Source organism: Salipiger mangrovisoli (assembly GCF_015223355.1).
Classification (GTDB): Bacteria; Pseudomonadota; Alphaproteobacteria; order Rhodobacterales; family Rhodobacteraceae; genus Salipiger; species Salipiger mangrovisoli.
In genome coordinates, this window is the sequence record NZ_JADFFK010000011.1 from 117146 (window position 1) to 131446 (window position 14301).

The following is a 14301-nucleotide window of genomic DNA, read 5'->3' on the forward strand; positions in this document are numbered from 1 at the left end:
AGCCCGCATATGGTGCCGCGCCGCCCCTCCCTTGGCAACACAAAATCACCCAAATTGGCCCGGCCAATTGGCATTTAAGTGTCTGGGCTACAATAAGTTTCTGGCATCGTGGGGCTGGCCGAACCTTAGCTGCAAAGCCAAGCCTTAGTATGACGCCGCTGCATGAGACACGAATTGTAGGTGATGAGGTTTAGTCATCGAACGATGCCGACTGTGGAAACTGGGTTTGCTAATCTGACTCGTGTGGCGTTCGCCAAATTTTCGACTTCTAAGTTCGTTTGGTTGGTGTGGAGATGCGATTCATAAAGGTTGCAAATTACTTCAGGGTAAGGGGGCAAGAAGATCAGCAATATCCCGCAGGAGTGGCTCAAGCTTGCTATGGTCCACCTCCAACATATCCTCCTCAATGAGTGAAGTATGGTGTGCGCCAGAGTGGAGCGTATTCGCGCAGTCTCGAATATTTTTCGCTACGTCAGTTCTTATGGCAGGATCTGGTGCGGCTCCCAAATCGAGCTTCTTCTTGATATTTCCCAACAGCACAGCCGATCGGAAAGTCGGGTCAGGAGATTTTAGAGCAAGCGTAGCTAGTGCGTAGATTGCATGTTCCAACGTGTGCCATCCCGTTTTGTGCGTACTTGCACGAAATGCCCAGGAAAGCAGGTAGCCGGCGACCGCTTCGGAAACTTCAGAGGCATCGTTATCTTCGGCAAAGGATGCCGCTTCATACAGCGTCTCTGCTATGTCGTAAGAGCCGACGAACCCGAGAGTTTCTTTGTCTGTTGGGATGAAGGTAAAGACCCCTAAGAGTCGCTGTGCTATATTTCGAAGGTCATTGCTCAAAGATGCATCGCAGGCGGGAGAGGCGGCGGCGGAAATAAGGACATTCGCCATATGGTGGAGCCAGGTGAAGGTCTCAAAGGCAAAGTTCGAGCGTTTCTCGATAGCGTAGAGCATCTGCTCCTTCGCTGAGCTTTGGGTGCCATCTGCCCAGTTGCTCAGATTCCAGATAACGTTCTTGGCTGCTTCGTCGTCCGCTGGCGCTTCGGCCAGTCCGTTTGCGATTTTCACCAGCCTGTTCAACAGCGCACCAGAGTAGAAGGGAGACAGGTAGTGCGAGGAATGATCGAACGGCCCGACACTCGGAAGGCTGATGACAAGACGCGAGATGTTCGCCATGGCATTGCGTATCGCGTCGGCGGCTAAACCAACGTCATGCTCTTTGAGCGTTAGGAGCTGACCGCTTAGCATTGCCAATTGTGCGACCCCGGTGGAGATGATCGGTCGGTAGTTCTCGCGTGTGACACCCGTGCAAGCGATGCTTCCTATGTCACGCACGAGATCGAGAATGCTGTCGGGTTCCTCTGTTCGCATCAGTCTTGCAGCACACGTCCCCATTTGGCGGACGCCTTCCATAATGATATCAGGTCTGTTCAGCGGAAGTAGCTGCTGGACTTCATTAGTAAGATAGTTGGTCGCTAGATGCGTGTGGGTTCGCGATGCGCGCGAAGAAGAATAGCTGATGTTGAGATACAAGATGGCCAAGCGCGTTATTGCTTGGAGGTTTTGGCGGGTAAGTTGTTCGTCGCCCCGTGCTACCGCTATATGGCCTGTTTGCCGAAGGCACTCCAGAGTGTGGTTGATGAAGGCATCAGTTGAGAGGTCTGCGTCTGCAAAGGGATTGCTCGCAATAAACGTTCTCCCCTTCGTGCTGATGTAGGCATTGTTTATGGCCAATATTGCATTGATGGCTGCGGCGCTGACCTCGTGGTCGCCTTGCTCGGCGTAGCGCCGTGCAAACGAGACAGCATATTGAACACTTTTCGTGGCCTCGAGCGTCCAGCTTGGGTTCTTCTGAAAGAAGATCAGACGCGCGGTGTCGAACTTATGCTTTTCAGGTTCCCCGACTTGTGGTGCCTCACCAGCAATGAGGGGGCCGGTTCGTGTCGCGCGCTTGCCCCACATGCGGAGATCGCGCTCGGATTGGAGTACAATTATTTCAAGCTGTTTAAGTGGGTTAACCAGGAGGAGTGCGCGGCGGTAGCCGTATAGAAAGAGTGCTAAAATCAGTCCGATCAGCCATACGGTTCCGAGCGTAACGAGACCAATCCTCTCCTGACTCACAAAGAGCGAGATGCCAGAGATCGCCAGCGCAAATATGAAGGTTCCAGCGAAGGCAGCCAGCAGGCGCGGGTCTTGGCTCAGCTTTCGGAATAGGCCATGTGGCATGCGCTCAATGTTGACCTGCATCGAAAACAAGACGAGCGAGGACACAATCGCAGCCGCACCAACCAGAGCGCCGCCCAGAGTGATCAGGGCGGACGTGAACGCAGCTAAGCGCGCCTCAGTTGTGAACAACGGGCCGAGATGCTGCTGCACGTCGGTGACAGTGGCTAGCGAGAGGGCTGCTAGAGCAGCCCAGATCACAATAACTAGGCGAGTGCTATTGTGCTTGCGCCATTCGGCAAACCTGAAGTGCATCTTTGCAAGTTTGTGGCAGAGGAGGGCGTATTCCTGAAGAAACCGAAATCTCAGCTGTCTCGCTAGCTGCGTGAGCTTCTGGCCCATAGATCGCGCCTTCGAGCGCAAACACGCCAACCTACTAAATCCCATTGCGCACCCCAGAAATATCACTTGCGCGAATCCTAAGGGATCAGTGGGCCGTATGCGATAGCTTAGGGTGCGCGTTTCAGAAATTCTGGAGACTTGTTCGGGCCGTATTGAGGCCGTGGCCTGCGGGCGCGACTGTAGGCGTGTGCGTAACCGCCGCCCGTCTCACGCATGCAGCGGCACGACATTGCCCTTGCACACCCCCTGCGGCTCCCCCTTGGTAATCCGAACCGGAACCGCAGGGCGCATCCCACAAAAGGCGGCCTTGCGTTTCAGCGCCACCCCCAGGACCGAGTTGGCCAACCGCTCACTAGCGCCGCCATACTTGGCCACACAGGACGAGCAAACCGGCAGGCCGAGGGTGCGCGGCAGGAGCCGCACAGGACTGCCGCTGAAACCAAGTACCACCTCGGCGGCAGACAGACCCACGTAAGCCAGAACGCCATCGGCTGAGACGTAGCAATCACACTTGCCGCACTGGATAGGCTGGCCATGCCCACCCACAAGCTGATGCCCGAGGACGTCGGCGGCGCTGCACGTGACCCCCTTCGCCTTGGGTAGCCAGCTATGAGCCGTGGCAAGTGCCATCTGCACACCGGGCCGCTTGCCCCGCGCCTTGGCAGAAAACAGAGCCAGCACCTCACGGTGCGACAGGCCAATGTGAACGGCACTGGGGGAGCGCCCATAATGCATCTGCGTGTTGTTCATAATTCAGCCTCCGCTGCGATTGCGCAGGAGGCGGGTTCAGATGCACATTGGGCTCACCAACGTTCACATGCATCGCCGCTGCCCCCAGCGGTTACAGAAGGCGCCCCTGACACCACATCAGGGGCGCTTTCACAGTGTGGCCTTAATGCAACCATGGGGCAATCTGACAGGCCCGGTATACAACTGATAAAATAGCACAATCAGCTTTCAGTTGCGCTGTTGCTCGACCTTTCCCGTGTTGTAACCTTCAGCCTTTACACGCACACATGTTTAGACCCACACTTGGCCTCAAAGCATAACAAAATAAGGCTAAAACCCATGGCGAGTATCTCACGGACGCACACCAAAGCGGGCAAAACCACCTTCCAAGTGCGCTGGCGACCTGCGGGCACACGCGACAGCAAGGCGCGCGCCAAGACGTTCCCTACACTGGCCGCAGCCAAAAAGTTCGCCGCCACGTTGGAGCTACAGCCGGGCAAGGGGAGCGAAGGCCGCATGACCTTTGCCCAGTACCGGGAGCAATGGCTGGCCTCCCAGTTCGCCCAAACAGAGGCAACAGGAAGCGGGCAGCGCGGGCTGTCACCAAGCACCGTCGCCGCATACCGGCTTGCCAGCGCGCATCTGCTGCCCACCTTGGGCGACATGAAGCTAGGTGACATAACCAACGCAGACTGCCGCAATGCCATACAACATGTGGCCCGCTGCAAGAGCCCGGCTACCGTGCGCCTCACCCGCGCCTGCGCCCGCAAAATGTTCGGCGATTTGGTGGCGCGCGGCACCTACCAGACCAACCCCATGCCCACCTCAGCTGAGTTCCGCACCAGCGGGCCGCAGCGCCAGAAGCTCAAGTGCCCCACGCCCGACCAAGTGATGGCCATGGCGCAGCAAGCCACCAACATGCCCGACCGTGCGCTGGTCCTTATAGCCGCCTCAACCGGCGCGCGCCGCTCAGAGCTGGCCGGTCTGCGCTGGTGCGACTTAGACCTTGGCGAGCAGCCGCACATGCACATCAGGCGCACCGTGACGCTGCAATATGATGCCGAGGGCAAGCCCTACGTTGCCGTGCAGAACGTGGGCAAAACCGATAGCTCCCTGCGCGCCTTTCCCCTGTCCGAGCCCGAGGCCGCAATCCTGCGCAGCCTGCATGACGAGATGGTAGCAGCCGCCCGTCGCAACCGGGCCGACTGGTCGCCCAACGCCTACGTATGGCCGCGCGCCTTTACCGCACAGCACGAGCCTCAGAACCCCAAGAGCATGACCCGGCGCTTGGCCCGCATGCGTGACGCGGCAGGTATATCGCCGGATGTAAGCCCCATGCACGGGCTGCGCCACGCCAGCGCCACGCAGATGCTTGGCCGGGTGCCCACGGCCATTTTGGCCAAGCGCCTCGGGCACAGCAGCCCGGCAATTACCATGAGCATCTACACCCACCCGGATGAAACCCACATGGCCGCTGCCGCTGATGCTGCCGGTGCGGCATGGGGGCAGGCATTGGCTGGTCTGCTTGGCGGCGCGCACACGGGCCAGCAAAAAGGGCAGACACGCACACAGACACGCACACCAGCGGCGGAACCGGGGGGCAATGTGGTGCCCCTGCGTAAAGCCAACGGCTCCTAAAGCTCTTATAAATAAGACCCCGGCGCACCCCGCCATTTGGGATGTGCCATATACACCGGAACAAAGCGTTCTGAGCGGCGGCATTTCCGCGTGCCGCGCAAAGCGGTGGCGGATCGGCGTGCGGTGGTGCTTGCATCCCCCCGATGCAGCGCGCAGAAATCTCGAAAAGCGATCTGAGAGGGAGCGGGAGACGATGCGCAACGGTGGACAATTGGTGGTCGAGAGCCTGATGGCCCTGGGAGCCACGCGGGCCTTCGGCGTTCCGGGAGAGAGTTATCTGGCCGTGCTCGACGCGCTGCATGACACCGGCGGCAAGCTCGATTTCGTGCTCTGCCGGCAGGAAGGGGGCGCGGCCTTCATGGCGGCGGCGCATGGCAAGCTGACTGGCAGCCCCGGCATCTGCATGGTCACCCGCGGGCCGGGGGCCACCAACGCGGCGATCGGCGTACACACGGCGATGCAGGACAGCGTGCCGATGATCCTGTTGGTCGGCCAGGTGGCAACCGACATGAAGGAGCGCGAGGCCTTCCAGGAAGTCGACTACCGCGCGGTCTTTGGCACAATGGCGAAATGGGCGACCGAGATCGAGCACGTCGAAAGGATCCCGGAGATCCTCTCGCGCGCCTGGATCACCGCCACCACCGGCCGGCCCGGCCCGGTGGTCGTGGCGCTTCCCGAGGACGTGCTCATGGCGCAGACCGACACGCCGCCGTTGAGCGGTCCGGCAAAGGTCTACGAAGCCGAGCCGGCGGCCGACGCCGTGGTCGAGGCTGTGGCCCTGCTGAAGGGCGCCGAGCGGCCGCTGATCGTGGTCGGCGGTGCCGAATGGACCGGCCCGGCGCGTGCGGCCCTGCAGAGCTTCGCCGAGGCCTCCGACATCCCGATCATCACCTCGTTCCGGTACCAGGACCAGGTCGACAGCGCCTGTGCCTGCTTCTGCGGCGACGCGGGTGTGGGCATGACGGCGGGCGTGCGCGCGCTGCTGAAGGACGCCGACGTGGTGCTGGCGCTCGGCACGCGCTTCGGCGAGAACATGACCGACGGCTACACGCTGCTCTCTGTGCCGCAGCCGCTGCAGAAGATCATCCATGTCCATGCCTCGGACCGCGAGATCGGCAAGGTCTACCAGCCGACACTCGGTGTCCACGCCGATCCGGGGCGCTTCGCGCAGGCGCTCCCCGCCAAGGTCGCCGGCACCTGGAAAGCCTGGCGCGCCGAGGCGCGGGCGGCCTATCTCGGCTTCATCGACAAGGCTCCGGCGCAGCCTGGCCCGGTCGACATGGTGGCGGTCTGCAAGCACATGCGCGCGGTGCTGGGCACCGATCTGGTGCTGACCAACGGCGCAGGAAATTTCACCGTCTGGCCGACGCGCTTCTTCCGGTTCCGCCCGGGAATGCGGCTGCTCGCACCGCAATCCGGCGCGATGGGCTACGGGGTTCCGGCCGCCATTGCCGCCAAGCTGGCGCGACCCGAATCGACGGTGATCTGCTTTGCCGGGGACGGGGATTTCCAGATGAACGGGCAGGAGCTCTCCTCGGCGCGGCAGGCCGGGGCGGCGGTGATCGTGCTGGTGCTCAACAACGGCACCTACGGCACCATCCGTGCCCACCAGGAACGGGAGTTCCCCGCGCGGGTCAGCGGAACGACCATCGTCAATCCCGATTTCGCGGCGCTGGGACGGGCCTACGGGATGCACGGCGAACACGTCACGCGGACCGAGGAGTTTGCTGCCGCCTTCCAGCGGGCACTGGCCGCGCCGCATGGCGCCGTGCTCGAGCTCGACATCGCCGCGGAGGCGCTGACGCCCTATCGCACGCTGTCGGAAATCCGCGCCGGCGGACTGGCCGCCAAGGCGTGATCAAAGCGCGGATCCGGCGGCCTCCGCCGGGTCCGCCGGAGCTTTGGAAGAAGAATTCTCCCGGCATACCATCCAAGGGGATTCACCCCTTAGTGATAAGCGCTTAGATGCCGACTCTCACGTCATATGTTGCTGTAATGTTCCGCTCGCGTTAGGAGGCGGAAAACAACGTACCGAGGCGGCAGCAGATGAGGAAAGAGTACGAAACGATCCTGGGCGCGGTGACCTTCTTGGCGCTGCTCTGCGCGGGGTATGCCTATTATGCGCTGGAGGCGCATGTGGCCACGACGCGGGCGCTGCCGGTGATCGTCATGGGGTATGTCGCGGTGCTCGTGCTGGTGTTCAAGGCGCTCGGCCTGTCGCTCACCCGCGCGAAGCGGCAGGAGTTGACCCGTCACGTCGAGGCCCATGCCCCGGCGCTGTCACGCAACCTCCGGCTGGCGGTGAAGAAGAACGACTACAACCGCGTGGTGGCCGACGAGCGGCAGGAAACGGTGCTCGAATTCCTCGACAGCGTCGATCTCTCCTTCGACTACCGCCGGATCGAGCCGGCGGTGGTCGACTACGTTCTGGCAGAGGTCGAGCGGGTCGAGGGCGAGGCGCGCGAGGGCGGTTTTGACGCCAATGACTATCCCAGCGACCCCACCGAGTTCGAGCATTGGTGCGCCGCGCAGCTGCGTCATTTCGGATGGGATGCGGATGTCACCAAGCGCGGCTACGATCAGGGCATCGACATCGTGGCGCGCAAGGGCGCGCTGGTGATCGGGCTCCAGGTGAAGCGCTACAATTCGCCCGTCGGCAACAAGGCGATCCAGGAGGCTTTCACCGGCAAGAACTACTACGGGCTTGCCGGGGCGGGGGTGCTGGCCACCGCCGGGTTCACCCCGAGCGCGCGACGGCTGGCCGCGACGACAGGGGTGCTGCTGCTGAGCCCGCATGACCTGCCGAACATTGACCGCGAATTCGGGGTCGAGAGTTTCACCGAAGCCTGGGCCATGTGATCGGCGCGCGCGCCCGGCGGGGGAACGCCGCGGGTCGCTCTGTTTGCGCTGGTCTTGGCGGACGGTGAGGGCGAAGCTGACCGCATGAACCGCGAACACGCCTCTGCCATGTCCCCCGCCTGCTTCGAGCTGCACCGGCAGATCGATGGGCTGATCTATCGTTTCGAGCGCCACACCGGGCCGCATGGGCGTGTCGGTTTCAAGCGGACCGATGGCGAACACTGGATCTTCCGCCACGAGCGGCTCGGGTGGATCGCCGGTCACTGGGACAGCGATGAGGTTTTCGGACGGCCCTGGGACCAGGCGCAGGTGCAGCCCGAGGCCGCCCCGCCCGAAGGCATCTGGGTCAGCCGCAAGGGTCCGAAGTCCTACGTCTACGAACTGATCTACCTCTGAAGGCTCATTGCGGGCGGAAGTGGCGGTAGAAGTTGCGGAAGTAGCCGTCGGGCGAAAGCCACTCCTCCCAGATCTCGCGCATGCGCCGTTGCTGGTCGACGAATTGCTCGGGGCTGAGTGCGGCGTGGTGGTCCGCGAGGATCTGACCCGCGCGGTGATGGTCCTCCAGCGGCACCCAGACCAGTTCCTTCGGCCAGTCGAGCAGGAAGTCGTAGGGCAGGATGCAGGTCGTGTCGAGGAACAGCGGCGGGCGGCCCGCGGCCATGATCTCGTAAAATCGCAGCGAGTAATTCCCGACACCCCGCACGCAGAGGCTGTAGTCGCTGTCCGCCAGATTGCCGAGAAACTCCTCGAGCGCGCTTTTCTTGGCCTCCATCTGCGCGGCTTCGGTCGCCTTCTTCGTGGCTCCGGCAAAGAAGTTGCCGCGCAGCACGAAGTTGGTGTCGATGCCGGGATGGTCGAGCAGGGTCTGCACCGCCTTGGCACGCAGAAACTTGTACTCGTAGCTTTTCTTCAGCGAGGCGGAATAGCCCGCCATGCGCCGCTCGGAAAAATAGGGCAGCTGCCTGCGGGCGAATTGCACCGCTCGGGATTTCGCGTTGGGCCTGAGAACCAACCCGCAGAAGCCGATCGACGGGCGCTCCTGCTTCTGGCGCAGCGGCGCGGGTCCGTTGGTGTGATCGGGCATCCAGGCGGGCAGGGCGTATTCGTGCGGTTGCCGGTCCTTTTCGATGGTCGGGGTGAACAGCAGCGCATTGGAGGCAGGGAACTTGTAGTCGTGGTCCCGTTCGTGGAACACGATGATCCGCTTGCCGGCATCGGCGGCCTTCTGGGCGAAACGCAGGGCGACCTCGGTGGTGCCGTCGGCAAGATAGCGGTGCCAGGTGCTGGGCAACACCACGTATTCCGCTTCCTCCATCGTGTCGGTCAGCTCGAAATACCCCGCGCCGTTCTTCCTGTACTTGTCAAAGACATTGGTGCCGGCCGACCAGAAGGTGCTCTCCTCGTTGCCGTGAAACGGCAGGAGCATGGCGCAACGCATCGGGTTGACCGGGGAGGCGTAGGCAGGATCGGTGTAAATCTTCAAGCGCATCCAAGTGGCTCCAATCGTTATCATGGCGCCGGGGCAGGGCGCGCAGGCAAATGACTTGTGACAAAGTGTTTGAAGCGCGGAATTCGGCGAAAAGGCCGGCGCCTCGGCGAAGGTAGAAAGTGGCGCGCGGCTTGGCAAGCCGCACATGGCCGCGAAGCGGTTCCGGCTGCCCATGCAGGTGCGGACTGCCGCCGGACCGCGCCAATCCGGGCAGAAAGAGCGCGCCGCAGTAGCATGAGCGGATCGGAGCCACCGGATCTGATGCAACCACTGTTTGCTGTTCAGCTGCGCCGCCCTCTGTTACGGTTGAGTCGCATTTCGCCTGACGTACCAATACCTTTGCTTAACAAATTGGGAGCTCCGCTATGATCGATAGCGTGCGCCCACAGGATCCTCCGAAGCGGGAGCGTTCTTTCAAAGAGTGGTTCTATTTTCTGCTGCTCGCTTTCGGTGTCTGGCCCATTGCCGCGATCGCGGTGGTCGGCGGCTACGGGTTTCTTGTGTGGATGTTCCAGATTCTGACCGGGCCGCCAGGCCCGCCGGTTCACTAGCGCTGCCGGTGCCGTGTCGTGACTGCCAAAGCCAGCATATCCCGTCGCCAGCTTCTCCGGGGCAACCCTGTCCCACCCCCGTGGCACCCGCTGCCGCCAGCGGTGAGCCATGACGGCCTGAGCGCCTGCACCCGTTGCGGGCTTTGCGTCGAAGCCTGCCCGCAGCACGTGCTCGGGCTGGCGGTCGATGGGGTCATGCTGCTGCCCGGGGCGGGCGAATGCAGCTTTTGCGGCGCCTGCGCCGAGATCTGCCCCGAGCCGGTGTTCGATGCAATCCCCGTGATGGTGCATGTGGCGCAGATCGGTCCGGATTGCCTGGTGCGGGCGGGCATCACCTGCATGACCTGCCGCGATGCCTGCCCCGAAATGGCGATCACCCTGATCCCGCGCATCGGCGGGCCGTTCCTGCCCCACCTCGACGCGTCGGCCTGCACCGGGTGCAACGCCTGCATCGCGCCTTGTCCGGCGGATGCCATCGAAGCCGTTCCCATCAAGGCTCCCGCCGATGCCTGACCCTCGTACCCCCGGGCCGCGCTGGCATGTCTCTTCTGCCGTCGTCACCGCCGCGCCGAGCGACATGGAGGCGGTGCGGGCGCAGGTGCTCGCGATCGATGGGGTCGAGGTGCACGGCGGCGATGCCACACGGCTCATTGTCACCATCGAAGGAACCAGCACCGGCCAGCTTGGCGACACGCTGACCCGTATCAACCTGATGCCGGGTGTCCTGGCAGCCAACATGGTCTTCGAGCACGCGGAAGACCGGGAGGACGACACATGCCCCTAGACCTTACACGTCGACAACTTCTCAAGGCGCAGGCCGCCGCGCTGGCGGCCAGTGCCGCGGGCCTTCCGCAGGAGGCGCTGGCCCAGCCCGTGTCGGGCGGGGTCGAGGCGCTTCAGATCAAATGGTCCAAGGCCCCCTGCCGCTTCTGCGGTACCGGCTGCGGCGTCATGGTCGGGGTCAAGGAAGGCAAGGTCGTCGCCAGCCACGGCGACATGCAGCATGAGGTCAATCGCGGCCTCAACTGCGTGAAGGGCTATTTCCTGTCCAAGATCATGTATGGCGAGGACCGGCTGACCACGCCGCTCATGCGCAAGTCGGGCGGCGTCTATGACAAGAACGGCGAGCTGGAGCCGGTGAGCTGGGACGAGGCCTTCGACACGATGGCGGAGCGGGTCAAGTCCCTGCTCAAGGAGAAGGGGCCGGAGGCCGTGGGCATGTTCGGCTCGGGGCAGTGGACGGTGCTCGAGGGCTACGCCGCGAGCAAGCTGATGCGCGGCGGCTTCCGGTCGAACAACCTCGATCCGAACGCGCGGCACTGCATGGCCTCGGCCGCCGTCGCCTTCATGCGCAGCTTCGGGATCGACGAGCCCATGGGCTGTTACGACGATTTCGAACATGCCGATGCCTTCGTCCTCTGGGGCTCGAACATGGCCGAGATGCATCCGATCCTCTGGACCCGGCTGGCGGACCGGCGGCTCGGCACGCCGGGGGTGAAATGCGCGGTGCTGTCGACCTTCACCCACCGCTCGATGGACCTGGCCGACATTCCCATCGTCTTCAAGCCGGGCACCGACCTGGCGATCCTCAACTACATCGCGCATCACATCATCGAAACCGGCCGGGTGAACCAGGACTTCGTCGACAAGCACACGACCTTCATGAAGGGTCAGACCGACATCGGCTACGGGTTGCGCCCCGAGCACCCGCTGGAGCAGGCGGCGACGGGCAACCAGAACGCCGCGAAGATGGAGCCGACGGATTTCGACAGTTACAGGCAGCACCTCTCGACTTACACGCTCGACTATGTGAGCGAGCTGTCGGGGGTCGAGCCGGGGTTCCTCGAAGATCTGGCCGAGCTTTACGCAGACCCCGACAAGAAGGTCATGTCGCTCTGGACCATGGGTTTCAACCAGCATGTGCGGGGCGTCTGGGCCAACCAGCTTGTCTATAACATCCACCTGTTGACCGGGAAGATCTCGGAGCCGGGCAACTCGCCCTTCTCTCTGACCGGCCAGCCCTCGGCCTGCGGCACGGCGCGCGAGGTGGGCACCTTTGCCCACCGGCTGCCCGCCGACATGGTGGTGACCAACCCCGAGCATGTGGAACATGCCGAGGAGCTGTGGAAGCTGCCGCATGGGCTGCTCAACACCGTGCCGGGCTACCATGCTGTGCTGCAGGACCGGATGCTGAAGGACGGCAAGCTCAACTTCTACTGGGTACAGGTGAACAACAACCTGCAGGCCGCGCCGAACTCGTCGAACGAGACCTATCTCGGCTACCGCAACCCCGACAATATGATCGTGGTCTCGGATGCCTATCCCACGGTCACCGCCATGGCGGCGGACATCGTGCTGCCCGCTGCCATGTGGGTCGAGAAAGAGGGTGTCTACGGCAATGCCGAGCGCCGCACCGCCGCCTGGCACCAGATGGTGAACGCGCCGGGGGAAGCGCGCTCGGACCTCTGGCAGCTGGTGGAGTTCTCGAAACGCTTCACCACCGACGAGGTCTGGCCGGCGGAGCTTCTCGAGGCCAACCCCGAGTACAAGGGCAAGACCCTTTTCGACGTGCTTTATGCCAACGGGCAGGTCGACCAGTTCCCATTGAGCGAACTGCGCGAGGACTACGAGAACCAGGAGTCCAGGGATTTCGGCTTCTACCTGCAAAAGGGGCTTTTCGAGGAATACGCCGCCTTCGGACGCGGCCATGGCCATGACCTTGCGCCCTACGACGTCTACCAGGCCGACGAGACGCGGGGCCTGCGCTGGCCGGTGGTCGATGGCAAGGAGACGCTCTGGCGCTTCCGCGAAGGCTACGACCCCTACGTGAAGGCGGGGGCCGACGTCGAGTTCTATGGCCGGCCGGACGGGCGCGCGGTGATCATCTCGGTGCCCTACGAGCCGCCCGCCGAAAGCCCTGACGACGAGTTCGACATGTGGCTGGTCACCGGCCGGGTGCTGGAGCACTGGCACTCGGGCTCGATGACCCTGCGCGTCCCCGAGCTCTACAAGGCGTTTCCGGGGGCCAAGGTCTTCATGAACGCGGTGGACGCGCGCGAGCGCGGGCTCAATCAGGGCATGGAGGTACGGGTGATCTCGCGCCGCGGCGAAATCCGCAGCCGGATCGAGACGCGCGGGCGCAACCGGATGCCGCCCGGCGTGATCTTCGTGCCGTGGTTCGACGCCAGCCAGCTGATCAACAAGGTGACGCTCGACGCCACCGATCCGATCTCGAAACAGACCGACTTCAAGAAATGCGCGGTCCGGGTGGAGGCAGTGTGATGCGACAGTTGGCAACGACCCTCGGTCTCGTCGTCGCGCTTGTCGGCGGCATGGCCCTTGCTCAATCCGTCCGCGAGCCGGTCAGCGAATTGACCGGCCCCAGCCCCAACCCGATGGAGCCGGTCGCAGCGGCCCCGCTCGAACGCATGGTGACCGACGACGTGCGGCTCATGCGGGCCTATCCCGAGCAGCCGCCGATCATCCCGCATTCGATCGAGGGCTACGAGCTTTCGGTCAATGCCAACCGCTGCCTGTCGTGCCACAAGCGCGAAACCTCGCTGGGCACCGGCGCACCGATGATCTCGATCACCCATTACATGACGCGCGACGCACAGATGCTCGCCGACGTCTCGCCCCGGCGCTACTTCTGCACCCAGTGCCACGTGCCGCAGGCCGACACCGCGGCGTTGATCGGCAACAGCTTCACCGACATGGCCGAGATGGGCGCGACCGGCGCGGGGAGCGAATGACATGCGCTTCATCACGGGAATATTCCGCTGGTTCTGGGGGGTGGTCACTACCCCCGCCACCACGCTCGGCCTAGGCTTTCTGGTGCTTGGCGGCTTCATCGGCGGGGTGCTGTTCTGGGGCGGCTTCAACACCGCGCTGGAGATCACCAACACCGAGGAGTTCTGCATCTCGTGCCACGAGATGAAGGACAACGTCTACGAAGAGCTCTCGCATACCGTGCACTTCTCGAACCGCTCGGGGGTGCGCGCCGAATGCCCGGCTTGCCACGTGCCGCACGAATGGACGCGCAAGATCGCCCGCAAGATGCAGGCCTCGAAGGAGGTTTGGGGGAAGATCTTCGGCACCATCGACACGCGCCAGAAGTTCCTCGAGCACCGGATCGTTCTTGCGAAGCGCGAATGGGCGCGGCTGAAGGCCAACGACAGCCTGGAATGCCGCAATTGTCACACCGCGGTGGCCATGGACCTGTCGAAACAGTCGCCGCGGGCGGCGAACATCCACAGCCAGTACATGCTGACCGGCCAGCGCACCTGCATCGACTGCCACAAGGGCATCGCCCACCAGCTTCCCGACATGACCGGGGTGGAGCCGGGATGGATCGTGCCCGACGAGCTGCGCGGCAATCCCGGCGGCACCGATGGCGCGGAGATCCAGAGCTACCTTCTCGACCAGGCCAGCGAGGGCTAGGGGCGCAGCGGCTGCGGACCGGAGGCGCGG

13 protein-coding genes are annotated in these 14301 nt (G+C 63.2%); 10 read left to right on the plus strand and 3 right to left on the minus strand.

All coding sequences use genetic code 11. The annotated features are described in order from the left end of the window. Positions 1–321 precede the first annotated feature (321 nt). Positions 322–2565, minus strand: a complete 2244-nt coding sequence (locus tag IQ782_RS15610) for a hypothetical protein (RefSeq protein WP_194135586.1) — start codon at positions 2563–2565, stop codon at positions 322–324. Positions 2566–2772: 207 nt separating this feature from the next. Then, complete coding sequence (locus IQ782_RS15615) at positions 2773–3315, minus strand: hypothetical protein (protein ID WP_194135587.1); 543 nt, start codon at positions 3313–3315, stop codon at positions 2773–2775. A gap of 318 nt (positions 3316–3633) precedes the next feature. Between IQ782_RS15615 and IQ782_RS15620 the strand changes: the two genes are divergently transcribed. The 4 genes from IQ782_RS15620 (at position 3634) to IQ782_RS15635 (ending at position 8187) form a co-directional block, all read left to right on the plus strand. After that, positions 3634–4932, plus strand: coding sequence for a tyrosine-type recombinase/integrase (locus IQ782_RS15620; protein ID WP_194135588.1), 1299 nt, complete (start codon positions 3634–3636; stop codon positions 4930–4932). 193 nt (positions 4933–5125) lie between these two features. Further along, entirely contained in the window at positions 5126–6790 is a 1665-nt protein-coding gene (locus IQ782_RS15625; protein WP_194135589.1) for a thiamine pyrophosphate-dependent enzyme, read from the plus strand. Between the two features lie 188 nt (positions 6791–6978). Continuing rightward, entirely contained in the window at positions 6979–7791 is an 813-nt protein-coding gene (locus tag IQ782_RS15630) for a restriction endonuclease (RefSeq protein WP_194135590.1), read from the plus strand. Between the two features lie 84 nt (positions 7792–7875). Continuing rightward, the gene (locus IQ782_RS15635) at positions 7876–8187 is read left to right on the plus strand and encodes a hypothetical protein (RefSeq protein ID WP_240989327.1); all 312 of its coding nucleotides are present in this window, start codon (positions 7876–7878) and stop codon (positions 8185–8187) included. A gap of 4 nt (positions 8188–8191) precedes the next feature. On the opposite strand, the gene IQ782_RS15640 is transcribed toward IQ782_RS15635, so the two are convergent. After that, positions 8192–9280 carry a hypothetical protein gene (locus IQ782_RS15640; RefSeq protein ID WP_194135591.1) on the minus strand — a complete coding sequence of 363 codons (1089 nt, stop codon included), beginning with the start codon at positions 9278–9280 and terminating at the stop codon, positions 8192–8194. Between the two features lie 365 nt (positions 9281–9645). On the opposite strand from IQ782_RS15640, the gene IQ782_RS15645 reads away from it, so the two are divergent. The 6 genes from IQ782_RS15645 (at position 9646) to IQ782_RS15670 (ending at position 14271) form a co-directional block, all read left to right on the plus strand. After that, on the plus strand, positions 9646–9831 hold the full coding sequence (locus tag IQ782_RS15645; protein WP_194135592.1) for a periplasmic nitrate reductase, NapE protein: 186 nt from the start codon (positions 9646–9648) through the stop codon (positions 9829–9831). Positions 9832–9933: 102 nt separating this feature from the next. Further along, positions 9934–10344 (plus strand): 4Fe-4S binding protein, encoded by a 411-nt coding sequence (locus IQ782_RS15650; RefSeq protein WP_194135593.1) that lies wholly within the window; start codon positions 9934–9936, stop codon positions 10342–10344. Then, a complete protein-coding gene (locus IQ782_RS15655; protein WP_194135594.1) occupies positions 10337–10615 on the plus strand; it encodes a chaperone NapD in 279 nt (92 codons plus the stop codon). Before IQ782_RS15650 ends, IQ782_RS15655 begins: the two co-directional genes overlap by 8 nt. Continuing rightward, a complete protein-coding gene (gene napA / locus IQ782_RS15660; protein ID WP_194135595.1) occupies positions 10606–13113 on the plus strand; it encodes a periplasmic nitrate reductase subunit alpha in 2508 nt (835 codons plus the stop codon). Before IQ782_RS15655 ends, napA begins: the two co-directional genes overlap by 10 nt. Continuing rightward, positions 13113–13583 (plus strand): nitrate reductase cytochrome c-type subunit, encoded by a 471-nt coding sequence (locus IQ782_RS15665; RefSeq protein ID WP_194135596.1) that lies wholly within the window; start codon positions 13113–13115, stop codon positions 13581–13583. The genes napA and IQ782_RS15665 overlap by 1 nt, the downstream gene beginning before the upstream one ends. A gap of 1 nt (position 13584) precedes the next feature. Continuing rightward, positions 13585–14271 (plus strand): NapC/NirT family cytochrome c, encoded by a 687-nt coding sequence (locus IQ782_RS15670; RefSeq protein WP_194135597.1) that lies wholly within the window; start codon positions 13585–13587, stop codon positions 14269–14271. Positions 14272–14301 lie beyond the last annotated feature (30 nt).